Source organism: Vibrio sp. 10N.261.52.C2 (assembly GCF_041471425.1).
GTDB classification, from domain to species: domain Bacteria; phylum Pseudomonadota; class Gammaproteobacteria; order Enterobacterales; family Vibrionaceae; genus Vibrio; species Vibrio crassostreae_C.
Map to the genome: position 1 here is coordinate 67,011 of NZ_JBFROH010000012.1, position 24,116 is coordinate 91,126.

Here is a 24,116-nt window from a genome sequence, read left to right on the forward strand (position 1 = left end):
AGAGGTCTCTACACTAAAAACTGTAGTCACCAAGGTAGGCTCGGTAGTAGAAACATCTAGTCCATATCACTAGATATATACAGCATTTAATCGTTTGCGCGGATTGTAAGGATTGAGATTAAAACTTCAACAAATTTTGTCCAGATCACATAAAAAAGTACCGATGACGAGTCATTACATTTATACAAAGATCTTTGAGAAGATCATTTGCTGATAAATAACGATCAAGCCAGTTGTTCTCAATCATCTAAATATGCTACTCTTCGCCTCCATTTTTCTGACCTAATTTTCACCAGTTGCTTCTATTAGTTTTACTCGTTATCTCTTTATAGACGTAACCAACGGCACAATTAGTAGATGCGCCATCGGAACAAAAATTAGAGTCAGTGCTATCTTTTAAAGTGTAGGTTTATTGCCTTCACTCAATCCAACCAACAGTGGAAATATACAGATGGGCAAAGGTACTCTTTACATCGTATCTGCACCTAGTGGCGCAGGTAAGTCGAGCTTGATCTCAGCAATGCTAGAAACCAATCCAACCTACGCAATGAAGGTATCTGTTTCACACACCACTCGCGGTATGCGCCCTGGTGAAGAAAATGGTGTTCACTACCACTTCGTAGAGAAGCATCATTTTGAAGACCTTATTACTAAAGGTGAATTCCTAGAGTACGCTGAAGTGTTCGGCAACTACTACGGTACTTCACGCGTTTGGATTGAAGAAAACCTAAACCGCGGTATCGATGTATTCCTAGATATCGACTGGCAAGGTGCTCGTCAGATCCGTGAACAAATGCCTCAAGCGAAGAGTGTATTCATTCTTCCACCATCAAATGGTGAGCTAGAGCGTCGTTTGAATGTTCGCGGTCAAGACAGCGACGAAGTTATTGCGAAACGCATGAGCGAAGCAAAATCAGAGATTTCTCACTATGCAGAATATGATTATGTGATCGTGAATGACGACTTTGATGCAGCCCTAATGGACTTCAGAGCTATCATTCGTGCGGAGCGCTTAAAAGAAGATAAGCAAGCAGCGAAATACAGCGGCATGCTTACTGCTTTATTAGCGGAATAATCTAGATCCCCTAGATTTTCTATTGAGATAAGTATACGGTGATCTAGAAAGTATCTAGTTAAACTTGTATACTTTCTCGTCATCAAAAATTTATTAGTTAATTACTATTTGGAGTCCTCATGGCACGCGTAACTGTTCAAGACGCTGTTGAAAAAGTTGGCAACCGTTTCGACCTAGTTCTTATTGCGGCTCGCCGCGCACGTCAAATGCAAACTGGCGGTAAAGATTCACTAGTGCCTGAAGAAAACGATAAGCCAACGGTTATCGCTCTTCGCGAAATCGAAGAAGGTCTTATCACTAAAGACGTACTAGATGCTCGTGAGCGTCAAGAGCAACAAGAGCAAGAAGCAGCTGAACTTGCAGCAGTAAGCAGCATCGCTCACACTCGTTAAGAACGTCATTCGAACTAATTAACCTTCCGGGCCTTTAATTTGTATCTATTCGATAGCCTCAAAGACGTTGCCCAAGAATACCTAACAGAGCCTCAAATTGAGGCTCTGCGTCAATCTTATGTGGTAGCGAGAGACGCCCATGAAGGGCAAACCCGCTCAAGCGGTGAACCATACATTATCCACCCTGTAGCTGTTTCAAGAATCCTGGCAGAAATGCGTCTGGATATCGAAACCCTGCAAGCTGCTCTGCTTCATGATGTCATCGAAGACTGTGATGTCACTAAAGAAGATCTAGAGGAAAAATTTGGCAATACCGTTGCTGAATTGGTTGATGGTGTATCTAAGCTGGATAAGCTTAAATTTCGTGATCGCAAAGAAGCGCAAGCAGAGAACTTCCGCAAGATGGTTCTCGCCATGGTGCAAGACATCCGCGTTATCTTGATCAAATTAGCTGACCGTACTCACAACATGCGCACGCTTGGGGCACTTCGTCCTGACAAAAAGCGTCGTATTGCTCGTGAAACCCTAGAGATTTATTCTCCACTAGCTCACCGTCTTGGTATTCATAACATCAAGACCGAACTAGAAGAGCTGGGCTTTGAAGCCCTCTATCCTAACCGTTATCGCGTACTTAAAAACGTAGTGAAAGCTGCGCGTGGTAACCGTAAGGAAATGATCCAACGTATCCATAGCGAAATTGAAGGCCGCCTTGAAGAGGTCGGTTTGCCTGCTCGCGTACTTGGTCGTGAAAAAAACCTGTTCTCCATCTACAACAAGATGAAAACTAAAGAGCAGCGCTTCCACACCATTATGGACATCTACGCTTTCCGCGTCGTGGTTGATACCCCAGATACTTGTTATCGCGTACTTGGTCAGGCTCACAGCCTGTACAAGCCTCGCCCTGGCCGCATGAAAGATTACATTGCGGTACCAAAAGCCAACGGCTACCAATCTCTGCACACGTCAATGATCGGCCCTCACGGGGTGCCAGTTGAGGTTCAGATCCGTACTGAAGATATGGATCAAATGGCAGACAAAGGTGTCGCAGCGCACTGGTCTTACAAAGGCAACGGCTCACGCAGCAGTAATGGCACAACCGCACAGGTTAAAGCACAACGTTGGATGCAGAGCTTACTTGAGCTGCAACAAAGCGCGGGTAACTCATTCGAATTCATTGAAAACGTTAAGTCTGATCTGTTCCCAGATGAGATCTTCGTGTTCACGCCGAAGGGTCGCATTGTCGAGCTTCCGGCAGGCGCAACAGCGGTCGATTTTGCTTACGCGGTGCATACCGATGTCGGCAACATGTGTGTAGGTGCTCGTGTAGACATGAACCCTTACCCACTCAGCAAATCGCTGAAGAACGGTCAAACTATTGAGATCATCAGTGCTCCGGGCGCACGTCCGAATGCAGCATGGCTCAACTACGTAGTGACCTCACGCGCACGTACAAAGATCCGTCAGGTTCTGAAAACCATGCGTCGTGAAGAGTCGATCACGCTAGGCCGTCGTTTACTGAATCATGCACTTGGCGAACACTCTATTGGCGATATCGGCCAAGAGAATATCGACCACGTATTGTCTGATCTTCGCCTAGACAATGTTGAAGACTTACTGGCATCGATTGGTCTTGGTGAGCTGATGAGTATCGTTATTGCTCGTCGTCTACTGGGTGATGCTGACGAACTGACTGAAGTGGAAAACAACAGCGACACACCAAGGAAGAAATTGGCTATCCGTGGTGCTGAAGGTCTACTACTGACGTTCGCTAACTGTTGTCACCCAATTCCAGATGATCACATCATTGCCCATGTATCGCCAGGTCGTGGCCTTGTGGTTCACCGTGAAACGTGTCCAAACGTTCGTGGTTACCAGAAAGAACCAGACAAATACATGGCGGTTGAATGGTCTGACGATTACGACCAAGAGTTCACTGCTGAACTTCAGGTTGATCTGCAGAATCACCAAGGTGCACTGGCTGAGTTAACTAACGTTATCTCGAAAACAGGCTCGAACATTCACGGTATTTCAACTGAAGAACGTGATGGACGCCTGTACACAGTGACTATCTTGCTGACCACCAAAGATCGTGTTCATCTTGCAAGTATTATGAAAAAGCTACGTGTGATGCCACACGCGCTGAAAGTAAGACGTCGTAAGAACTAACGTTTAAACTTGATAATAGTTTTGCCAAGAATTTAAATCCCCTTAATGCTTTATCGCTTAAGGGGATTTTTATAACCGTAATCCTAGTATTTACCGCGCTCCCTCCCATTCCTGCCTGTACAAAAATCCAGTAAAATGCTTGAATAGATCATCTCTCTTACGTTTATGAGCCTTGTTATGTCACAGCTTTTATCTGCTATCCCTCTCAACTCTTTATCTGGAGTCGGCGCTAAAGTCGCAGAGAAACTGGAAAAGGTTGGGCTTAACAACGTACAAGATCTGCTTTTTCACCTCCCTTTGCGCTATGAAGATAGAACACGTATCTACCCCATCGTAAAACTGCACGCGGGCTTATGGGCTGCAGTGCAAGGCAAGGTCATGCATGTCGATACCATTTTCGGTAAACGTAAGATGTTGGCGGTAAAGATCAGCGATGGTAACGGCACCATTACCCTACGCTTTTTCAACTTCACCGCAGGTATGAAGAACAACTTTGCTGAAGGCAAACAAGTGCATGCCTACGGTGAGATCAAGCGCGGTAACATGGGGCTGGAGATTGTCCATCCCGACTACAAATTCTTTGCGCCTAGGCAACAGCCAGATGTTGAAGCCAATCTGACTCCGGTGTACCCAACCACCGAAGGGCTAAGACAAGTCACGCTGCGTAATCTTACCGATCAAGCCTTAGAGCTAATCGACAAGGCCGCAGTTAACGAGCTTCTCCCATCAGGTTTATACGACCACCAAATTACCCTCGCACAAGCACTGCATACCATTCACAGGCCGCCCCCGGGCATTGACCTAGAGCTGTTTGATGAAGGCAAGCACCCTGCGCAACTGCGCCTAATTATGGAAGAGTTACTGGCTCAAAACCTGTCTATGTTGTCTGTTCGTAGCAAAGGGCAGCAAGACAAGGCAATGCCTTTTCCTCCAGTAAACACCCTTAAAGATAAGCTACTGGCTCAGCTGCCGTTTTCACCAACCAATGCCCAAGCACGAGTGACCAAAGAGATCGAAGCTGACCTTGAAAAGCCGCACCCAATGATGCGTTTAGTGCAGGGCGATGTAGGCTCAGGTAAAACTTTGGTCGCTGCGCTTGCGGCTGTTCGCGCATTGGAACACGGTCAACAAGTAGCACTTATGGCACCCACTGAACTACTCGCAGAACAACACGCGATTAACTTTGCCAACTGGTTTGAGGCAATGGGTATTCAAGTTGGATGGCTAGCAGGTAAGCTCAAAGGCAAAGCTCGTGAAACTGAACTAACACGTATTGCCAGTGGCGAAGCGCAAATGGTGGTCGGTACTCATGCCCTGTTCCAAGAGCATGTCGAGTTCAAAAACCTTGGTTTAGTGATCATTGATGAGCAACACCGATTTGGTGTCCACCAGCGATTAGAGCTACGTGAGAAAGGCGCAAAGCAAGGCTACTACCCCCATCAGTTGGTCATGACCGCTACCCCAATCCCACGAACGTTAGCAATGACGGCCTATGCCGACCTCGAAACTTCGATTATTGATGAACTGCCACCGGGACGAACCCCAATTCAAACCGTGGCAATTCCTGATACCAAGCGCGATGACATTGTTGAACGTGTGAAAAATGCGTGTCTCAATGAAGGCAAACAAGCCTACTGGGTATGTACGCTAATTGATGAATCCGAAGTATTAGAAGCGCAAGCCGCGGCCGACACTGCAGAAGAGCTGCAACGCAAACTACCAGATGTAAAAATTGGCTTGGTGCACGGCCGAATGAAACCCGCCGAGAAACAGGCGGTGATGAGAGAGTTCAAAGAGAACAAGCTGCATCTATTGGTTGCGACAACCGTGATTGAAGTGGGCGTGGATGTTCCGAATTCGAGCTTAATGATCATCGAGAACCCAGAACGTCTTGGCCTAGCGCAACTGCACCAACTGCGTGGCCGTGTCGGCCGAGGTTCGGTCGCAAGTCATTGTGTATTGTTGTATCACTCTCCGCTGTCTAAAACCGCTCAGAAACGCCTAGGTGTGCTACGTGAAAGTAACGATGGCTTTGTGATTGCACAGCGCGACTTAGAAATCCGTGGCCCCGGTGAATTGCTCGGTACCAAACAAACTGGCTTGGCTGATTTCAAGATCGCCGATCTAATTCGTGACCAACGTTTGATACCTGAAGTGCAGCGTATTGCGCGTCATATTCACGATAGCTACCCAGACAATGCTAAGGCGATCATCAACCGTTGGTTGGGTGAACGCGATGTTTACTCTAAGGCGTAGTTAACACTAAGGCGTAGTTAACACTGAGACCGTGTTCAAACGTAAAAAAGGCTTCCTCAAGGAAGCCTTTTTAGTGTGCGTTACTTTCATCAAGCAAGAGCGAGATTCCCTATTCGCTCGTTCCTCACGATAGGGAATGACGATCAAAGTAAACTTTCATCATCAAAGTCCATGGTTAGCAATTCGTCATCCTCGGAGAGGGAAGAATGACCGAGTCGGGGATCTCTTAACCGTTCCCCGAACCGAACTTATCGTCATCAAACGGACCGATGATAACTAGGGCTTAACCGGGAAACTGATCTGCGCTTTTAAGCCACCTTCACTGCGGTTATTGACCACAACAGCACCTTGATGCTGGCTAACGATACGTTTCACAATTGCTAAGCCCAAGCCCGTTCCTTCGCTACCACGAGCCGTGTCACCACGCGTGAAAGGTTCAAACAGCTTTCCGATCTGGTCTTGTGGAATACCCGGCCCGTTATCTTCTACCGTCACCCAAGCAAGCTTGTTATCCGCCGTCATACCAGTTGATACCTTGACCCAACCATTACCGTAACGCAGCGCATTCACCACCAAGTTGCTCACAGCACGCTTCATCGCGATCGGATTACCTAGCGCTGGCTTCATCGATTCTGGAATATCGGTTTCAATCTGAACCTCGTAGCCACCCTCAGAGCTCGATACCTCACGAGCAATATCATCGACAAACACCGCTTGGAATGAATCTCGGTCGACAGGCTTTAGGTAATCCATGAACTGGCTGATGATTTCATTACACTCTTCGGTATCACTGATAATCCCCTCAGCTAAGTAGGCATCCTCTGGTGACATCATCTCAGTCGCTAAGCGAATACGCGTTAACGGAGTACGTAAATCATGGCTGATACCCGCCATCAACAAGGCGCGGTCTTCTTCTAGCTCTTGGATGCCTTTCGACATCTGGTTAAAGGCTCGAGTTACCGAGCGAATCTCTTGTGCGCCTTGAACTGGCAATGGCGGTGGAATATCACCTCGCCCGACACCTTGCGCCGCTTTCTCTAGCGCTATCAACGGACGGTTTTGCAATCGGATAAACAGCCAACCACCTGCGACAATCAACAGCGCCATGATCAGACTGTTACGAAACAGTGGTGCAAAATCCTCTTCTTGCAGCTCTGATAACGGAATACGAATTAAAGAGTTGGGTAACTGCGCAATGTCCATCCAAAGCACATAGCTCTCTTTACCCAAGATCAGCCGCACTTCAGTTTCAGAACCCAGCTCCTTGGTCATCTCCTCACTCATCAGGTCGATTGCGACCGCATGGTAATACTCACCCGCCGCTTCGCTGCCCTTGGCGTGAACGGTTACCCCGAGCTGTTCAAGCACACGCTGACGCAATGGCGCATCGATCTCGATATCACTGCCTTGGTCCAATACCAGGTTTAGCTCGTGAGCCAAAATCTTATTAAACTGCTGCAAACTTGGCATCAACGCATAGTTAAACACCGCGTAATAAGAAAAAATTTGGCTAGCGACCAATAGCGTTAAGAAAAGCACTATCGACTGAGTAAAGGAGCTACGTATACGCATGGGGTACCCGAATAAAGAAAGTGTTATATGACTATAACTCTAAACCATTGTGCTGAATAGAAAACGGGCCATCGCATATTAATGAGATGACCCGTAAGATTCACAGAATCGATAAAGCTACTGTAGAGCTTATTAAGCTGAATTACACAGCTTTGCCATCTGGAACGAATACATAACCCAAGCCCCACACCGTTTGGATGTAGCGAGGTTTGCTTGGATCTTCTTCAACTAGACGACGCAGACGTGAAATCTGAACATCGATAGAACGTTCCATTGCTGAATACTCACGGCCACGAGCCATGTTCATCAGCTTATCGCGAGACATTGGCTCACGAGCATTCGTTACCAAGGACTTAAGAACCGCAAATTCTCCCGAAGTAAGCGGCATTGGCTCTTCACCGCGGAACATTTCGCGAGTACCTAGGTTCAAACGGAATTCACCAAATTCAACCACAGACTCTTCTGTACTTGGTGCGCCCGGCGCTTCAATGACTTGGCGACGCAGTACCGCTTTAATACGAGCAAGCAGTTCACGTGGGTTAAATGGTTTTGGCAGGTAATCATCAGCACCCACTTCCAAGCCCACAATGCGATCCACTTCATCACCCTTTGCTGTAAGCATCAGGATTGGTAGCGAGTTGTTTGCGTTTCGTAAACGACGACAGATCGATAGACCATCTTCGCCCGGCAACATTAAATCCAATACCATCAAGTGAAAATTTTCACGGGTTAACAGGCGGTCCATCTGCTCACTGTTTGCCACGCTACGCACTTGAAAGCCCTGCTCTGACAGATAGCGTTCTAACAGTGCACGTAAACGAGCATCGTCATCGACCACTAAAATTTTGTAGTTTTCTTGCATGTAATGGTTCCACCTATTAAAGCTTAAACCTAAGGTTAAGCATTCTTGGTAAATTGTATATTGGTATAAGACATTAAAAATGTAACATTATTGGAGAAAAAGTCGCCTAAATAATTGTTAACGTATGTTGCCTTTCTATATATTCTATCTTAGATCATCATTTCATTAAGTCAGATTTATGAAAACCAAACTTATCACCCGAGAAGGTTATAACAAACTCAAAGCAGAACATGACCACTTATGGCACGAGAAGCGTCCAGAGATCACCAAAATAGTCACTTGGGCTGCAAGCCTAGGAGATCGTTCAGAAAACGCAGATTACACCTTCAATAAGCGTTTGCTTCGTCAGATTGATCGCCGAGTGCGTTTCTTAAGAAAGTTCCTACCTGATGTCACGATCGTGGATTACTCACCTCAACAAGAAGGTAAGGTCTTTTTCGGTGCTTGGGTCGAAATTGAGAATGATGATGGGGAAATTAAGAAGTTTCGAATTGTCGGCCCAGAAGAGATCTACGGCGATGCTAAAGGCTATATATCTATCGACTCACCAATGGCTAGAGCTCTGCTCAAGAAAGAAGTAGATGACGAGTTTACGGTAAAAACACCGGAAGGCGACAAAGAGTGGTTCATTAACTCGATTCGCTACGCAGACAACGAATAACCAAACTTAATAAACACTTAGCGATAAACTGAGTGTTCAGCAAACCCAAACTCCAGATAAAAGAAAACCCCGCAAGGCTTTCGCCTAGCGGGGTTAAGTCTCTATCGCAGCAATCCGGCTACTGTTTATCTCTTCGAGATAAGGTGCTCCCTGCATCTTTCCTTGATAGTGGCTAAATCCTTTAACCAATTTCCTTTTTGTTCATCGCCATCCTAGCGGTGTCCATTCTAGCCTGTCATCCTGACTGGCGAATCTCATCCAGAGATTATCACTTCCTTGCTGACCACTCATCCTAAGTAATCAAATCTTCATCCTGAAGATACCTAGTCCATTAGGCTTTTTCCTGTTCCTGCCAACTCCCTGTCGACAAGTTAAATATTACGGCAAATGGCCGTGTTTCCTAGATAGTCTTAAAAAACATTTCAGGTGAGAAATACGCCCACAAACACACAATCAAATAAAATCAGCAACTTAGTGTAACATCAAGACGATTTCATCGGTCTAAAGCGACTTAGTCTCACATCACTTGTAAGAGATCTCGCACAAAGCGGGTATCACAAACGGAAATTCGACTTCTGACAGGATAATTACACAGTCATAGCTAGAAAAAGCGTACGCTCACCCCCATGTATTTGTCACGATATTAAATAAGAGATTCATCGGATGAGCCAAGCTATCTGTCGACTGATTGCTGAAGAACTGAATGTTCGTTCAGAGCAAGTCACTGCCGCAGTAAACCTAATTGACGACGGTAACACCGTTCCCTTTATTGCCCGCTACCGTAAAGAAGTTACGGGTGGCTTAGACGATACCCAACTACGTAACCTTGATAGCCGCCTTTCATACCTTCGCGAGCTAGACGATCGTCGCCAAACGATTCTTAAGTCGATTCAAGACCAAGGAAAACTCACGCCAGAACTCGAGCGTGATATCACTCAAGCAGACAGCAAGACTCGCCTAGAAGATTTATACCTACCATACAAACCAAAGCGCCGTACCAAAGGTCAGATCGCGATTGAGGCAGGTTTAGAGCCACTTGCCGATACGTTATGGAATGCACCACAGCACGATCCGGAAACGGAAGCCGCTAACTTCATCAGCAGCGATAAAGGCATTGCCGATACCAAAGCTGCACTCGATGGCGCACGCGCGATCATCATGGAGCGCATTGCGGAAGACGCAAACCTGCTTGAAAAGATTCGCCAACACCTAAATCGTAATGCAGAGCTTGGTGCTCGTGTTGTGGCTGGCAAAGAGAACGAAGGTGAGAAGTTCAAAGACTACTTCGAGCATAACGAAGCTCTGAGCAAAGTACCGTCTCACCGTGCACTTGCCATGTTACGTGGCCGCAATGAAGGCTTCCTAACACTGGCAATGAACGCAGACCCAGAGCAAGAAGAAGGTGTACGTGGTTCATACTGTGAGAACATTATCTCTGATCACTACGGCATTACTCTGAGCAGTGCTCCTGCGGATGCTTGGCGTAAGCAAGTGATTAGCTGGGCATGGCGCATCAAGGTTTCTATGCACATGGAAACTGAATTGATGGGCGCAATGAAAGAGCGTGCAGAGATCGAAGCGATTGAAGTATTCGCAACCAACCTAAAAGACCTACTCATGGCAGCGCCAGCTGGTCCTCGAGCAACCTTAGGCTTGGACCCAGGTTTACGCACCGGTTCGAAAATCGCTGTCGTGGATTCAACCGGTAAGGTTTTGGCAACAGAAACTATTTACCCTCACCCACCTCAAAAGCAATACGACAAATCGGCACACGTGGTTGAGCAGATGGTTCGTCAATTCAATGTTGATTTGATTGCGATTGGTAACGGTACGGCTTCACGCGAAACCGACAGCTTTGTGGCTGACGTAATTAAACGCGGCAACCTAAAAGCGCAAAAGATCATTGTTAGCGAAGCGGGCGCATCGGTTTATTCCGCGTCTGAGTTAGCTGCAAAAGAATTCCCGAACATGGATGTATCAATTCGTGGTGCGGTGTCTATTGCTCGTCGTCTGCAAGATCCACTGGCAGAGCTAGTGAAGATTGACCCTAAATCGATCGGTGTGGGCCAATACCAACACGATGTGAGCCAAACTATGCTCGCTAAGCGCCTAGATGCGATTGTCGAAGACTGTGTAAACGCCGTAGGCGTTGATGTGAATACAGCGTCTGCCGCGCTACTTACTCGCGTAGCCGGCCTTTCTAGCACCATCGCTCAGAACATCGTGGATTTCCGTGATGAGAATGGTCGCTTCGAAGCACGTACTACGCTAAAGAAAGTCGCTCGCTTAGGGCCAAAAGCCTTTGAACAGTGTGCTGGTTTCCTACGTATTATGGATGGCAAAAACCCACTGGATGCATCATCGGTTCACCCAGAAGCTTACCCAGTAGTGAAAAGCATCGCTGAGAAAAACCACAAAGACATCAAATCTCTGGTGGGTAACACCGACTTCTTACGTGGTTTGCACGCGGTTGATTACACCAATGAAAACTTTGGTGTTCCAACGGTCACCGACATCATCAAGGAGCTGGATAAGCCGGGACGCGACCCTCGCCCTGAGTTCAAGACTGCAACCTTCGCCGATGGCGTAAACAGCGTTTCAGACCTAGAACCAGGCATGATTCTAGAAGGTGTGGTATCGAACGTGGCTAACTTTGGTGCCTTCGTTGATATTGGTGTTCACCAAGATGGCTTAGTTCATATTTCAGCACTCACCGATCGCTTTGTCTCTGACCCACGTGAAGTGGTTAAAGCGGGCGACATCGTGAAAGTGAAGGTGATGGAAGTGGATGTTCAGCGTAAACGTATTGCACTGAGCATGCGTATGAAGGACGAGCCTGGACAAGACAACCGTGCTCAACGTTCAAGTGCACCTCGTACACAAAACCGCTCGAATCAAAACTCGCAAGTTGGCCAACGCCGTCGTGAAGAGCCGCAACAAAACGCTGCAATGGGTGGAGCATTCGCTGCCGCTTTTGCTAAAGCGAAAAAGTAATCCATTAGCTCATCTAAAAAGCTGATGTGCTTAAAACAGAAAACCTGCATCCCTTAGGGTATGCAGGTTTTTTTATTATGTGTTCAAAAAAGACATCGAAGCTTGGTTGACTCGTAAACTTTTGATTTATAAGACCACCAACATCTCTGATGGAGCATGAGGCGCAACAGCATGACCATAATGATACTTTATGACCTTACGTCGTTTCTCCATCTGTCCTTCCTGAATCGCCGCATCTAAAACATGCTTTGGCAGGCGGAAACGCATGGTATAACCTTTGCCTTGATCAGCACTGTATGTTTTCAGTGCCAATAAGCTGAACAGCCGATCAAAAGGGTCTTGTGGCTCTTCTTGGCTAACCGAATTGGCCTCTGACTCGTTCTCCATTTCATAACCTGGATGGTCTGAAGGATCCCAAGCCGACTGCTGCCTTCGTTTATCGTCTGATTTTACCTTACGCTCTGCATTGGTTCTCGCCAATGCTACTGCGGGAGCAATAGGTTCTCGGACTCTATTATCACGCGCAACTTGCTCTGTTTGCACATTAACGGACGGGGCGATTAGTGGCACACTCACTGCAGTTGCAGGTGACACAATCATCGCGAACTCTCCTCAAGAATCGCCCATCAATATTGCCATAACACTGTTGTACCGAGAACGCACAACAGGCATAGCCCAACTTAGCGCAATCAGCTCTGGAGAGAGTTAGGTCTGAGTATCATGCAACACGTTGGTGTTATACCAATCGTAGTAAATAACTGATCATCCTAGCTTGTTAAAATGCTCGATAACGGCGTTAGATTTTTTGATTGTAGAATAACTACTTATCGAAACTACTTGTCAAAAAAAAGCTGCCTTGTTCTCAAGCCTTTTACCTACGCTATTTTTGAACACTTACTTACTGTGATTGGTATTAGCTTATATATCGACCAAGCCGGATATATATTTAGCAATTATTTTTGTGCGAAGCTGACAAGCTCACTGCAAAAGGCATCCGCTTCGGTCATAAACGGTGCATGCGAAGACTGGGTAAATATGTATTGCTCGGTATGAGGCAAGGCTGTGCCTAAGTCTTTCGCAACCTTGATTGGCACCAATCCATCTAATCGACCATACAAGCGTAGCATTGGTACTGAAATCTCAGGCAGTTGTTCACGCAGATCGACATCCGACAACATCTTTAATCCTGCCAATAATGAGTCAGGGTTCGGCAACGGGCGAGACAGCACCGCTTGCTTGAGTTGTTTTACATCTTGCCTTGCTGAAGGGCTGCCCATGGCTTGCAATGCCATAAAGCGTTCGATGGTGGTTTGGAAATCTTCAACCAGTTGCTCGGTGAATGCGCTTAATACGTTGGGCTGAATGCCTCGCCATAACACGGGCTCTTTTGCAGCGGCGAATTTGGGAGAACTGGCGACAGTCACCAGCTTGCTCACGTAATCTGAGTGATGGAGAGCCATGTGCGTTGCGACCAAGCCTCCAAGTGACCAACCCACCCAAATCGCTTGCTTTGGTGCTTCGGCCAAAAGCTGCTGAGCAATCTCTTCAAGATCTTGAGCGTGGCAGTGCGCGCTGTGTCCATACCCTGGTAAATCGACAACATGCACTCGAAAATCAGCTTGTAATGCATTAACGGTTTGTTGCCATACCGCACCGTTCATTCCCCAGCCGTGAACCAGTACTAAATCAGGCCCTTGCCCAGAAACATGCCAATATAACGCGTCACTCATTCTCAATATTCCCTACTTTTTCCATCAGCGATAATCCGCGCTTTTCAGTATGGTGAGCAAAAGGAACACCATAACCCAAAAGCATCACGAGCTATGTTATCCGATTGGCTACAAAAACACACACCACGTCTGGTCACACCTCAATGCCACCTGTGCAAACTTGATAAACTGCCCAGTGATACACATCCTCGATGGTGCAATTCTTGTCTCAAACTCTTTCAGCCAGTACCACGCTGCCAACGATGTGGTTTAAAAACACTGCTCACAGTAGAGCAGTGCGGACAGTGCTTATCTCAACCTCCACCTTGGCATCGCCTCTACTGTGTCGGCGATTACACCTTCCCTACAGCAGGTTACATTCAGCAAATGAAGTACGCTGATAAGTTTTGGTTTGCACGTGATCTATCTAAGCTATTGGCATCACGTATCGAATATCCTGCTCCGCTGATCACCAGCGTGCCGCTGCATTGGCGTCGATATACTCATCGCGGCTTTAATCAAAGTAAGCTGCTAGCCGACCACACGGCTCAAGAGCTTGGCGTTGAAAGTGATGTGCTCTTTCGTCGAATTCGCTCAACGGCTTCCCAGCAGGGGCTGACTAAATCCGCACGATTACACAATCTAAAGAGCGCTTTTGCGCTGCGAAAACAAGACGTTCAAGGAACTATCCCCTCTCACGTCGCGATAATTGATGATGTTGTAACCACCGGCAGTACTGTGTATCAATTATGCCAATTACTACTTGAAGTGGACGTTAAAAGGATTGATATTTACTGCATCTGCCGCACTCCTGAGCCCTCTGGATAAAAGCTGTGAATCACTACTTGTACAGCAATCCAACAAAAAAGGGCTGAATTACAAATCTGACAGGAGTAGAATGGCGCTAATAACCTACAAATCTACTCAGGTATTCGTCGTGTCAAATATTACTATTACAGAAACAGCTCAAACTCACTTTGCCAATCTGCTGTCACAGCAGCCTGAAGGTACAAACATTCGTGTGTTCGTGGTAAACCCAGGCACACAAAACGCTGAGTGTGGTGTTTCTTACTGCCCAACAGATGCTATCGAAGCGTCTGACACAGAGCTTAAATTCGAAGCTTTCTCTGCATACGTAGATGAGCTAAGCCTACCGTTCCTAGATGAAGCTGAAATTGACTTCGTTACTGACAAAATGGGCTCTCAGCTAACGCTTAAAGCACCAAACGCTAAGATGCGTAAAGTCGCAGACGATGCACCACTTCTAGAACGTGTTGAATACGCAATTCAAACACAAGTTAACCCACAACTTGCTGGTCACGGCGGTCACGTTAGCTTGGTAGAAATCACTGAAGACGGCGCAGCTATTGTAGCATTCGGTGGTGGTTGTAACGGTTGTTCTATGGTTGATGTAACGCTAAAAGAAGGCATCGAGAAAGAACTTCTTCAACAGTTTGAAGGTGAACTGACTGCTGTTCGTGATGCAACTGAGCACGATCGTGGTGAGCACTCTTACTACTAATCACTGATTTAGTGTTAGTTGTTATTTGAAAGGTTGATGCGCAAGCATCAACCTTTTTTGTTATGTGGATAAGCAAGTTAGGACTATCGCGTTCTCTCTATACTCTTTTGCTATACAACCATATTTTCACCTCGTTACCATCTTGAGTAAGGTATTCAAGTGATCGTAATCGATTCCTGCTTCAATAATTTTCGGATATGAAAACTCGGATCTAGGAACTCAAGGTCATTTCCCCTATATTAGAATGACTTTATAAGAAAGAATTCCAATGAGCTAAGGAGCGAGCGCAATGACGAAAAGGACCAAGCCAGAGATTTTGGCTAAACAAACTGTCGCTCAATCAAGACTATTCTCTATCGAGTCTCTCGACTTACGCTTTTCAAACGGCGAAGAGCGCACTTACGAACGCATGAAGCCCAGCGGGCGCAACGCAGTGATGATGGTTCCTATTACTGAGCAAGGCGATATTCTATTAGTACGTGAATATGCAGCGGGAACTGAACGCTACGAACTTGGCTTTCCAAAAGGGCTGATTGATCCAGGTGAGCAGCCAAACGAAGCCGCCGTTCGCGAACTCAAAGAAGAGATAGGCTTCGGTGCCAACAAGCTTACTCCGCTGAAGGAAGTGATCCTTGCACCCTCTTACTTCTCTAGCAAAATGACGCTGTTTATTGCAGAAGACCTCTACCCAGAAAAGCTAGAAGGTGATGAGCCAGAGCCTCTCGATATTGTGCGCTGGCCACTTGCTCAAGCCGAAGAACTGTTAACACATCTCGATTTCTGTGAGGCTCGGAGTATTACAGCCCTGCTTTTAAGCCTTCGTGTATTAAACAATAACTAGAACATTCAGGCTCGCTCTAAGAGTAAGAGAACATTTATGCCAATAACAAAAGATTTGTCTCACCTCCTACCCTCTGTCATTGAGATTGCTCGCTCTGCTGGTCAACTCATCTTAGAGATCTACGAGAAAAAGGATTACGAAGAGTTCATTAAGAGTGATGACACTCCAGTAACCAGTGCCGATCTTGCAGCACATAAGCTGATATTAAAAAAACTCAGTGAATTGACGCCTGATATTCCCGTATTATCCGAAGAAGACGCCGACATCAGCCTAGAGCAACGCTCTCAATGGGATCGCTACTGGTTAGTTGACCCACTGGACGGCACCCAGGAGTTCATCGCACGAAGTGGTGATTTCGCGACAATTATCGCCCTAATCGAGCATAACAAGCCAGTGATGGGCGTGGTATACGCACCCGTTTCAGGTGTGAGCTATTACGCTTACAGTGGCAAAGGCGCTTGGAAGATCCCAGACCTTAATGACAGCGTGAAAATCAAAACGCATCGTCACGAGCTGCCAAACCAGTCAATCGCCATGGCGATCAGCCGTCGCCAGGACATCAATCGCATCACTAGCCGTATGAGCTCAGCATGGAATTATGATTTGGTTCCTCTAGGCTCAGCAGCGCTTAAGGCCTGTTTAGTCGCAGAAGGCGCTGTGGATTGTTATCTGCGCCTTGGACCAACCGGAGAGTGGGATACCGCCGCAACGCAGTGCATTGTTGAAGAAGCTGGCGGACGTATCTTAAGTACTCAACTAGAACCGCTTTCGTACAATGAAAGAGAAACGCTAGAAAACCCGAACTTCATTGTACTCGGTGATGCAGATTTACCGTGGGTAGAAATTTTGCAAGGCAAAGACTAGGCGAGTTTGCTCCCTTTAACTGTCAGATATCCTCTAGATTCTCAGAACAAACAAAACGGGCACCTCAGTGAGGTGCCCGTTTTTTATATCTCGTAATTTAGTGACCCTTAGCCGTTTAGCTAAAAACGACCTTGATAAGTAAACTGGTACTTACCTTGGCTATCAGGATTACCCAACCATTTAAGCTGATTTTGCATCGTTGGCGGGAATTCAACACCCGGTTTAAACCACGCTGCAGATGTGTAGCGCTGGTTAGATGTTAGACTCGCTGAGAACTCACTGTCTACTTGAGTGCTCTTCTGAACGCCTTTGGCTGCAATTGTACTGTCTTCACAGGTTATGTCCGCAATCACAGGACCAAGGTCTAACGAACCAACAGGTGAATCGACTGCAGCACCAGACCAAGCCACAGTACCTTCACCAGACTGACACCAAGGTTGAGCATGAACCGCATGCTTGATCGTCAGCTCAACCTGTCCACCAATTGAAACCGGGACTGGAATGACTGGAGCATATTTCATCACGTTAGCAGCGGGCATTGATGCGACTAAGTTTTCCGCATACGCACCACTCATGCTGTACCCAACACGCCCTTTTCCTGACAAGTTCATGTCGCTATTACGACCAAAACGAACCGCTAATTCAGCTTTGGCTTGGAAGAGTTTAGAGAACTGAAAGTCCCACTGTACTGAACCGTAATTAACACGCTGCCAGGCGATATTATTGGCGCTGCCCTGCCAAACCGTTCCTTCAACACCTTCAATATTCAAGCCACGCACAGCCGGTGCATGTTTGAGTACAAAAGAGGCCGGTAGATGCAGCAACAGACTAACCGAGAAAAAGACAATAAAGATGCCGCCAAAAAGTAAACCTAACTTCAAAGATAAACCGCGTTTCACATTAACCTCGTTTAAACTGTAGTCGGTTGACCTCAATAACCCCTGGGTTATCGGAGCGATCAATGTCCATAAACTCAACTTCGACACCCTGCTTCTCTTTCAAGTATGTCAGCCAATCTAAGAACTGATTAAAAGGCACAGGTTTCACCCAGACTTGCAGCATCTCGCCACGTGGTTGCACACGTATCAGCTCGATATTAAAGCGACGCATAGAAGCAGGCACAGATTGATTCAGAGGTTGACTGGCACTAATGCCGCCACTGCCTCGTAGTTCAACCACTTCATTGGCTTTATTGGTTACCCAAGCCAGTAGTTGCTTCTCGCTTTGAATGCGGGTCTGCGCAAGTTCAGCTCGCTGACTGAGTGGCTGGATTAGCCCCCAATAAACGACACCGACCACCAATAGAATTGAGCAACCAATCACTAGTCGTTGCTCTCTTTGACTTATTGAAGTCCACCACGCTTGGAGTGGCTCAATCATATTTCTCATCACTGATCTCCTTACGCAGGTTATTGATGGGGTTTAAGAGTAAAGCTGCCAAATACGGCATCACCATTACGATTCAATGGCCCTTGCTCAACGGTAAACTTCTCTTCAAGTTTCACTCGCGCAGTCTCGAAATATTGGAAGTCAGTACTTTTCGCTTCCAATCTCACCTCTGAGCGGTTGCCGTCGTAGCGAATACTATTCACTTCGATGGCTTTCACTTGTCCTAAAGTTTCTGGCAGTAACGCTAGCCATCCAAGTAAGGAATCACCATCACCCGAGCCACCATACTTCTTAGCTTCGTCGTTCATCTGGCGCTTAAGGTAGCTGACCGTCGGAATACGTTGCTTGCCCGGAAGTACGCTTCTAAAAATACGTTCACTCTCCGTTCGGTACGCTTCGGCTTGTGCTTCGTACTGCTGAACCTTTAAGGCTTGCTGAGTGACGATCACCGCCACCAGCAAACAAGCTGCGATCGCTACTTTTTGCCATACACGCCAGTATTTACTGAATGAAGATTTGGTTTTAAAGGTGCCAGTCAGTAAGTTTACGCCACTTGTAATGGCTTGTTGGCTCAGTAAAGACATCACCAGTTCCGCAGGTTTAGCTTGCCACTCAATGCCACTTTGCAGTTGAACGTCATCACTTGGCAGTGCGGTGTAGCTAAAAATCGTTGGTGATTGCTCTTCGTCATCTAAGGCAACCCAATCGCTTTGTAAGAACATCGCTAGCCACGCCTCATTGATCGACACTGCTTGATAGTTGCTTTGACGCAATAACCAATGTTGGTCGATCTGCAGCGCACTGATGCCCTGATCTTCTAAAGGCAACGCTAAGGTATCAGGCAATACTTTACGAAAGATAATGTTCGCTTCGCGGAAAGTATCCAGCGCCTGCTTAAGCCAATCACGTTCCACACCACACACTGTCGCGTGCGTTGCGTCTTTCTCTAAAATAGTCAGGTGTAAGTCTTCGATATCTTGTGCGACTTCGTCTTCTAATAAAAACGGCAGCATAGAATCGAACTGGCGAGCAGCACCTTTCGGGATCTCAACACGCTTAATTAAGCATTCATTTCCCGGCAATAAAGCGATACAGCTACGCTTTTCAGCGTAAGGCGTTAACTCATCCAGCTGCTCCCAGCTAGACAGTTCGCCACTTGCTATCACTTCTTGTTGGCTTGTCGACCAAACTAACCACTGCACAGGGCTTTGTGGTTCGCTACTCAGTCGAACGGTCAGAAACTCGCTCACTGATTCCTCCAAAACGACGGCGTACTACCGTCACTGTTTCTCGATTACTACTATAGAAAAGCGTCCGTATACGTACACGTGACTGCTCAACTAATACCTCTGCATCTAGCTCAAAATAGGCGCTATCTACAGTTAAATATGCTTTCGCTTTTTTGCTGACTTCGGCACTCACACCCACAATAGCAGGCTCAGCCATAAACGCATCCACCGTATCCCAACCATCGAATGGGCGTTTGTCTATCAGCTGTTTGGCATCCGATTCACTTAAGCCGGGGGCAAACATCGCTTCCAATAACGGCGCCTGCTTTTCCGTAAGAGTATTCACATTCAAACGGAAATCGTCGCTCGGCAGAGCACAAACAAAGGGGCGAACCTTATTCATCACCTCACCAGTGACTTGATAAACCGAGCGTAGCTCGGACTCATCGGCCATTAAGCCATTCGCTGCCAAATAAGATGGCTTCATCGCCTCATAAGTACTGTCTTCTACACCAGCTGAAGAGGTGGTTCGGGTATCACTATCAACAAATTCCCAGCTTGAATGTGCAATAACCTCGGCCTGATAAGGCTCAACATCTTGGTTTTCCAACAAGGTTTGCCAAACCGTAATTAAATAAGGTGTTTGGTTACTTGAAGTCGTCGCCACACCAGCCAACGCATTGAGATTAAAACATGCCTGAGCATCAACAATACGGCCTTTAACTTGACCATAATCCAACGGGTATACCTGTTCTTCTAACGCCCATGGTTGACTCAAGTTGACGGTATCACTGTCTTTGTAGCTTTGCCTAATGCCGTCTTGCACCAGCGCTTCGACACCAATGCTGTACCAGTAAGCCTGTTGGTAATTCAGTTGATTGCCCACGCGCTTAAATTGAGTAAACAGGCGTTCCGACATACTGCCTGCGATGGTTGCCATTATCGCCAGTAGCATCAGGATAATGATCAGCGCAACACCTCGCTGCTTGCGCCCCATGGCAGACCTTGTCAGTGCAAACTTATTAGTTCGATGAGTCATTATTCCCCTCATTACTACTTGAAGAGTCACTGTTTGAAGAATCATCGGCCTGATCTAGCGTGCCACCAGGGGTGAGATAAATACGCTCTATCTCACCATAATCTTTCAAGGTTAGCTTTAACCTTACCGCTTTCGGTAGCGATTTGTCGGCTTGCCACTCTTTCCCCCAGCGGCTTCCGTCATAAAACTCGAATTCCAAGCTTTCAACATCATCAAGCAAAGGCGTAATCACACCTTCTTGTCCTGCAGGAGTATCGGGGTAGCGCCACCACACACGCTCAAGCGTTTCTTCTTTAATGCGGTAACCCACTTTGGTGACTTCTCCGCGAGGAAACTGCTGCTGTGGGTTATGCCAGCCAAGGCGAGTAAACATGATGCCAACGCTGTCGGAATCCAGTAAATACTCTTTAATTAAGATCAGCTTAGATGATGCTTCTTCACCGTTGGTACGAAATTGTCGCACCGCCATCTGGCGAAAATCATTATCTAAAATGACTAAGCTACGTTGCAGTTGATTTAAACGAGCACTGCGCTCGATTGAAAGCTCGTTGCTGCGCTGAACCTGATTGACTACCTGATAAGCCGCCATGCTTAACGTGGCAAAGATAGCGATCGAGACCAAAACCTCAATTAAGGTAAAGCCTCTCCCTTTCGAAGATAGTCCTTGTTTACGAGGCACACGCTTATTGGCGGACATGCTCTTACTTAGCGACTTGCTCTGAGCTAACGACACGCTTTTACTTGACCACATAGCTGCGCACCGTGACCACTGGAGAAGCTTGTTTACTGGTTGCCACACTCACATCAAACGCCTTTAATAAATCATCGCTAGTATCGATTGGCGTGACCTTCCAAAACCACTCTCTCTCGGCCAACTCTTGTGTGCCCTGCGCTTTTTTTAGCTTCTCAGGATGCAACATCACCAAAGCCATTTGATTATCAACGACCATAGCCGCGAAGGTTTTTTCTTCTAGATAACTGAGGGTATTGATGTGCTGAGTGACAGCACGAATCACACTGATCGCCGCAGTCGCAAAGATAGCGAGTGCAACCAATACCTCAAGCAGCGTCATTCCTCGAGAACCAAGGGGCATACCACGAGAACGATAAGGAGAACGGTTATTCCTCTTCATCTTCTTCTCCCGGTTCTAGCAGTCGAATCACACCATTGTCCAATACTCGAATACGCCAACCATCTTGTATGGTGTCTCCGGTATTTGGATAAAACGACAATACAAATGGCGTCATTTCAGCACTCGACAAGATGTAGATCTGTGGTGGTTTCGGCTTCTTTTCCTCTTCAAGATCAGCAAACATATCTTCATCAAACAAGCTTCCTGGATTGAACAACCGATCATCGTCTTCCCATGCGCCACCACCTAAGGTCAGTGACAAGGCGAGTTCTTCCGGTAGTTCAGTTAAAGAGGGGATTTTTTCAAAATCGACTTCTTGCCAGCCTTCAGACTTAAGCGCCATCAGTACATAGGTCGATTTCTTTTCATCAATACGAACGCCAAAATCTAAGCCGCTCAAAATCGCCTCTTCATTGAGTAATTGAACTCGCTGATAAAAGCTTTGAGCGTATTTTTTTGCAACATCTTTGCTATTGGTAGGAATGGTCGCGATCACCGCGACCGCCGTTACTGACAGTAATACCAACACCAAGAGAATTTCAATCAAGGTGAAACCTGGCTGTGTTTGCTGAGTTTTCACCTTGTAGACTCCATCTGTTTACGTCCTACCATCAATAACGTTTCAAACGACAATAACGAATCAAACAATAAGCTGAAGCTTATTGGAAATCCTGCATGTTCCAGTTGCCGATATCCGCAGCAATACCTTCACCACCTTCTTGGCCATCAGCACCAAGAGTGAAAATATCAATAGTGCCGTTATCACCAGGGCTTAGGTATTGGTACTCGTTACCCCATGGGTCGTTTGGCAGACGCTTGATGTAGCCACCGTCGCGGTAGTTACGAGGCTCTGGGCTGCTTGGCTTAGAAACCAATGCATCAAGACCTTGATCCGTTGTTGGGTAAACGCTGTTATCCAGTTTGTACATATCTAGCGCGTTCTCTAGCGCCACAATATCAGTGATGGCTTTTTGTTGGTCAGCCTTCTCTTTGTTACCCAATAGGTTAGGTACAACAAAGCTCGCCAATACGCCAAGGATAACCACAACAACCATCACTTCTAATAGGGTAAAGCCTGATTGTTTCTTCATTCTGTTTTTCATTATTTTCTCCAAATTACAGACAGCGAGTTGAAGGTAATAATGTCCTTCTTCTCGTTAATCCAAAAACTAACGTCTTATGAGCAGTTGATTAACCACTCATCAAATTATTCATTTCAAGCATCGGCATCAGAGTCGCCATCACAATGAACAGCACTAAGCCTGCCATCAAAGCGATAAGTGCTGGCGTAAAGATACCTAACGCGATATTCACGGTCGATTCAAAGCTTTGATCCTGGTTATCTGCCGCTCTTGTTAGCATTTGCTCTAACTGACCACTCTGCTCACCACTGGCGATCATATGCAGCATCATTGGAGGGAAGAGTTTGGTTTGATCGAGCGCTTTACGCAGGCTTGCCCCTTCTCTAACACTGTCTGACGCCTGCAGTACTTGTTGCTTCACATGGTGATTCGACATTACATCAACCGCAACCTTCATCCCCTCAAGGATAGGAATCGCACTCGAGGTACAGATAGAGAGTGTTCGTGCAAAACGAGAGGTATTAATTCCTTTCGCGATCTTGCCGATCAGTGGAATGCTTAATAGCTTGCGATCCCAACTCATGCGAACACCCGGCTTTTTCAGAGCGGTCTTAATCAACACAATCACACCGATGATCAACAACAGTAATTGGATGCCCCAATTCTGGATAAATTCACTCGATGCCAATAAAAATTGTGTCGATTGAGGAAGTTCTTGGCCCATTTGGATAATCGGTTCAACGATCTTAGGTACCACGGTTGCCAGCAGGAACGAAACAATCGTCACCGCAAACACCACCAGCACCACAGGGTAGATCATCGCTTGCAGCAACTTAGAGCGCATCTTCTGACGGTTTTCTGCGTAATCAGCCAGTCGCTCCAATACCGCATCTAAGTGACCCGATTTCTCACCAGCCGCGACCATGGCTCTAAACAGTTCATCAAAGATATGTGGGTAATCAGCCAAGCTATCGGCTAGCGAATAACCTTCCGTTACCTTCGAACGAACCGCCAGTAACATGGTTCGAATACGTGGCTTTTCAGATTGCTCCGCCACGGCTTTCAAGCACTCTTCTAGCGGCATGCCTGATTGCACCAAGGTGGAAATTTGGCGAGTAATCAAAGCAAGGTCTGGCGTGCTGATACCACGCTTAAAGCTGGTCGAAGGCTGTGCACCTTTCGTCGTTTTAGCTTTAGCTTCGGTCATCTCAACCGGCATCAAGCCTTGTTCTTTTAAGCGCTGGCGAGCCTGACGAGCATTATCTGCTTCAATTGAGCCCTTTTTGCTCTTACCCTTGGCATCCAGCGCTTTGTATTCAAATGCCGCCAT

Annotated in this window: 23 protein-coding genes and 1 riboswitch; of the genes, 10 read left to right on the forward strand and 13 right to left on the reverse strand. The window is 46.7% G+C overall.

All coding sequences use genetic code 11. The features are described from left to right. Positions 1 to 3 precede the first annotated feature (3 nt). Positions 4 to 103, reverse strand: a riboswitch (purine riboswitch). A gap of 348 nt (positions 104 to 451) precedes the next feature. The 4 genes from gmk to recG all read left to right on the forward strand — a co-directional run bounded on the left by gmk (position 452) and on the right by recG (position 5,889). Continuing rightward, positions 452 to 1,075, forward strand: coding sequence for a guanylate kinase (gene gmk / locus AB4307_RS04335; RefSeq protein ID WP_017062466.1), 624 nt, complete (start codon positions 452 to 454; stop codon positions 1,073 to 1,075). A 119-nt stretch (positions 1,076 to 1,194) separates the two neighbouring features. Beyond that, on the forward strand, positions 1,195 to 1,467 hold the full coding sequence (rpoZ, locus tag AB4307_RS04340; protein ID WP_009848003.1) for a DNA-directed RNA polymerase subunit omega: 273 nt from the start codon (positions 1,195 to 1,197) through the stop codon (positions 1,465 to 1,467). Between the two features lie 39 nt (positions 1,468 to 1,506). Then, positions 1,507 to 3,633, forward strand: coding sequence for a bifunctional GTP diphosphokinase/guanosine-3',5'-bis pyrophosphate 3'-pyrophosphohydrolase (spoT, locus tag AB4307_RS04345; protein WP_017062467.1), 2,127 nt, complete (start codon positions 1,507 to 1,509; stop codon positions 3,631 to 3,633). A gap of 177 nt (positions 3,634 to 3,810) precedes the next feature. Next, on the forward strand, positions 3,811 to 5,889 hold the full coding sequence (gene recG, locus AB4307_RS04350; protein WP_017066313.1) for an ATP-dependent DNA helicase RecG: 2,079 nt from the start codon (positions 3,811 to 3,813) through the stop codon (positions 5,887 to 5,889). Between the two features lie 276 nt (positions 5,890 to 6,165). Here the strand turns inward: recG and envZ are convergent, their stop codons facing one another. Further along, a complete protein-coding gene (gene envZ / locus AB4307_RS04355; protein ID WP_102398527.1) occupies positions 6,166 to 7,461 on the reverse strand; it encodes a two-component system sensor histidine kinase EnvZ in 1,296 nt (431 codons plus the stop codon). A 142-nt stretch (positions 7,462 to 7,603) separates the two neighbouring features. Next, positions 7,604 to 8,323: an osmolarity response regulator transcription factor OmpR gene (gene ompR / locus AB4307_RS04360; RefSeq protein ID WP_008218409.1), complete on the reverse strand. Its 720-nt coding sequence runs from the start codon at positions 8,321 to 8,323 to the stop codon at positions 7,604 to 7,606. Between the two features lie 178 nt (positions 8,324 to 8,501). Here ompR and greB point away from each other — a divergent pair, with 178 nt between their 5' ends. Together greB and AB4307_RS04370 are read left to right on the forward strand one after the other, a co-directional pair. Then, positions 8,502 to 8,984 carry a transcription elongation factor GreB gene (gene greB / locus AB4307_RS04365; RefSeq protein WP_017062470.1) on the forward strand — a complete coding sequence of 161 codons (483 nt, stop codon included), beginning with the start codon at positions 8,502 to 8,504 and terminating at the stop codon, positions 8,982 to 8,984. 663 nt (positions 8,985 to 9,647) lie between these two features. Next, complete coding sequence (locus AB4307_RS04370) at positions 9,648 to 11,978, forward strand: Tex family protein (RefSeq protein ID WP_372131249.1); 2,331 nt, start codon at positions 9,648 to 9,650, stop codon at positions 11,976 to 11,978. Positions 11,979 to 12,104: 126 nt separating this feature from the next. Here the strand turns inward: AB4307_RS04370 and AB4307_RS04375 are convergent, their stop codons facing one another. Together AB4307_RS04375 and bioH are read right to left on the reverse strand one after the other, a co-directional pair. Next, complete coding sequence (locus tag AB4307_RS04375) at positions 12,105 to 12,578, reverse strand: hypothetical protein (protein WP_017066129.1); 474 nt, start codon at positions 12,576 to 12,578, stop codon at positions 12,105 to 12,107. Positions 12,579 to 12,931: 353 nt separating this feature from the next. Then, positions 12,932 to 13,708 carry a pimeloyl-ACP methyl ester esterase BioH gene (bioH, locus tag AB4307_RS04380; protein ID WP_017063077.1) on the reverse strand — a complete coding sequence of 259 codons (777 nt, stop codon included), beginning with the start codon at positions 13,706 to 13,708 and terminating at the stop codon, positions 12,932 to 12,934. 93 nt (positions 13,709 to 13,801) lie between these two features. Between bioH and AB4307_RS04385 the strand changes: the two genes are divergently transcribed. The 4 genes from AB4307_RS04385 (at position 13,802) to cysQ (ending at position 16,914) form a co-directional block, all read left to right on the forward strand. Continuing rightward, on the forward strand, positions 13,802 to 14,515 hold the full coding sequence (locus tag AB4307_RS04385) for a ComF family protein (protein ID WP_372131251.1): 714 nt from the start codon (positions 13,802 to 13,804) through the stop codon (positions 14,513 to 14,515). Between the two features lie 109 nt (positions 14,516 to 14,624). After that, the gene (nfuA, locus tag AB4307_RS04390) at positions 14,625 to 15,209 is read left to right on the forward strand and encodes a Fe-S biogenesis protein NfuA (protein WP_004741449.1); all 585 of its coding nucleotides are present in this window, start codon (positions 14,625 to 14,627) and stop codon (positions 15,207 to 15,209) included. Positions 15,210 to 15,498: 289 nt separating this feature from the next. After that, complete coding sequence (gene nudE, locus AB4307_RS04395; protein WP_017062476.1) at positions 15,499 to 16,050, forward strand: ADP compounds hydrolase NudE; 552 nt, start codon at positions 15,499 to 15,501, stop codon at positions 16,048 to 16,050. Positions 16,051 to 16,086: 36 nt separating this feature from the next. Next, the gene (cysQ, locus tag AB4307_RS04400) at positions 16,087 to 16,914 is read left to right on the forward strand and encodes a 3'(2'),5'-bisphosphate nucleotidase CysQ (protein WP_017062477.1); all 828 of its coding nucleotides are present in this window, start codon (positions 16,087 to 16,089) and stop codon (positions 16,912 to 16,914) included. Between the two features lie 119 nt (positions 16,915 to 17,033). Here cysQ and gspN read toward each other — a convergent pair whose 3' ends face one another. From gspN to gspF, 9 genes are all read right to left on the reverse strand, one after another. Then, complete coding sequence (gene gspN, locus AB4307_RS04405) at positions 17,034 to 17,813, reverse strand: type II secretion system protein N (protein ID WP_372131253.1); 780 nt, start codon at positions 17,811 to 17,813, stop codon at positions 17,034 to 17,036. A gap of 1 nt (position 17,814) precedes the next feature. Beyond that, positions 17,815 to 18,303, reverse strand: coding sequence for a type II secretion system protein M (locus tag AB4307_RS04410; RefSeq protein WP_017062479.1), 489 nt, complete (start codon positions 18,301 to 18,303; stop codon positions 17,815 to 17,817). Positions 18,304 to 18,323: 20 nt separating this feature from the next. Then, positions 18,324 to 19,553: a type II secretion system protein GspL gene (gene gspL / locus AB4307_RS04415; protein WP_372131255.1), complete on the reverse strand. Its 1,230-nt coding sequence runs from the start codon at positions 19,551 to 19,553 to the stop codon at positions 18,324 to 18,326. Then, the gene (gene gspK / locus AB4307_RS04420; RefSeq protein WP_017062481.1) at positions 19,522 to 20,571 is read right to left on the reverse strand and encodes a type II secretion system minor pseudopilin GspK; all 1,050 of its coding nucleotides are present in this window, start codon (positions 20,569 to 20,571) and stop codon (positions 19,522 to 19,524) included. Before gspK ends, gspL begins: the two co-directional genes overlap by 32 nt. Next, on the reverse strand, positions 20,555 to 21,322 hold the full coding sequence (gene gspJ / locus AB4307_RS04425; RefSeq protein ID WP_017063073.1) for a type II secretion system minor pseudopilin GspJ: 768 nt from the start codon (positions 21,320 to 21,322) through the stop codon (positions 20,555 to 20,557). Before gspJ ends, gspK begins: the two co-directional genes overlap by 17 nt. Then, the gene (gene gspI, locus AB4307_RS04430; RefSeq protein ID WP_017070114.1) at positions 21,309 to 21,704 is read right to left on the reverse strand and encodes a type II secretion system minor pseudopilin GspI; all 396 of its coding nucleotides are present in this window, start codon (positions 21,702 to 21,704) and stop codon (positions 21,309 to 21,311) included. Before gspI ends, gspJ begins: the two co-directional genes overlap by 14 nt. Then, on the reverse strand, positions 21,691 to 22,284 hold the full coding sequence (gene gspH / locus AB4307_RS04435; RefSeq protein ID WP_372112718.1) for a type II secretion system minor pseudopilin GspH: 594 nt from the start codon (positions 22,282 to 22,284) through the stop codon (positions 21,691 to 21,693). Before gspH ends, gspI begins: the two co-directional genes overlap by 14 nt. A gap of 79 nt (positions 22,285 to 22,363) precedes the next feature. Then, a complete protein-coding gene (gene gspG / locus AB4307_RS04440; protein WP_017062485.1) occupies positions 22,364 to 22,807 on the reverse strand; it encodes a type II secretion system major pseudopilin GspG in 444 nt (147 codons plus the stop codon). Positions 22,808 to 22,895: 88 nt separating this feature from the next. After that, complete coding sequence (gene gspF, locus AB4307_RS04445; RefSeq protein WP_102320993.1) at positions 22,896 to 24,116, reverse strand: type II secretion system inner membrane protein GspF; 1,221 nt, start codon at positions 24,114 to 24,116, stop codon at positions 22,896 to 22,898.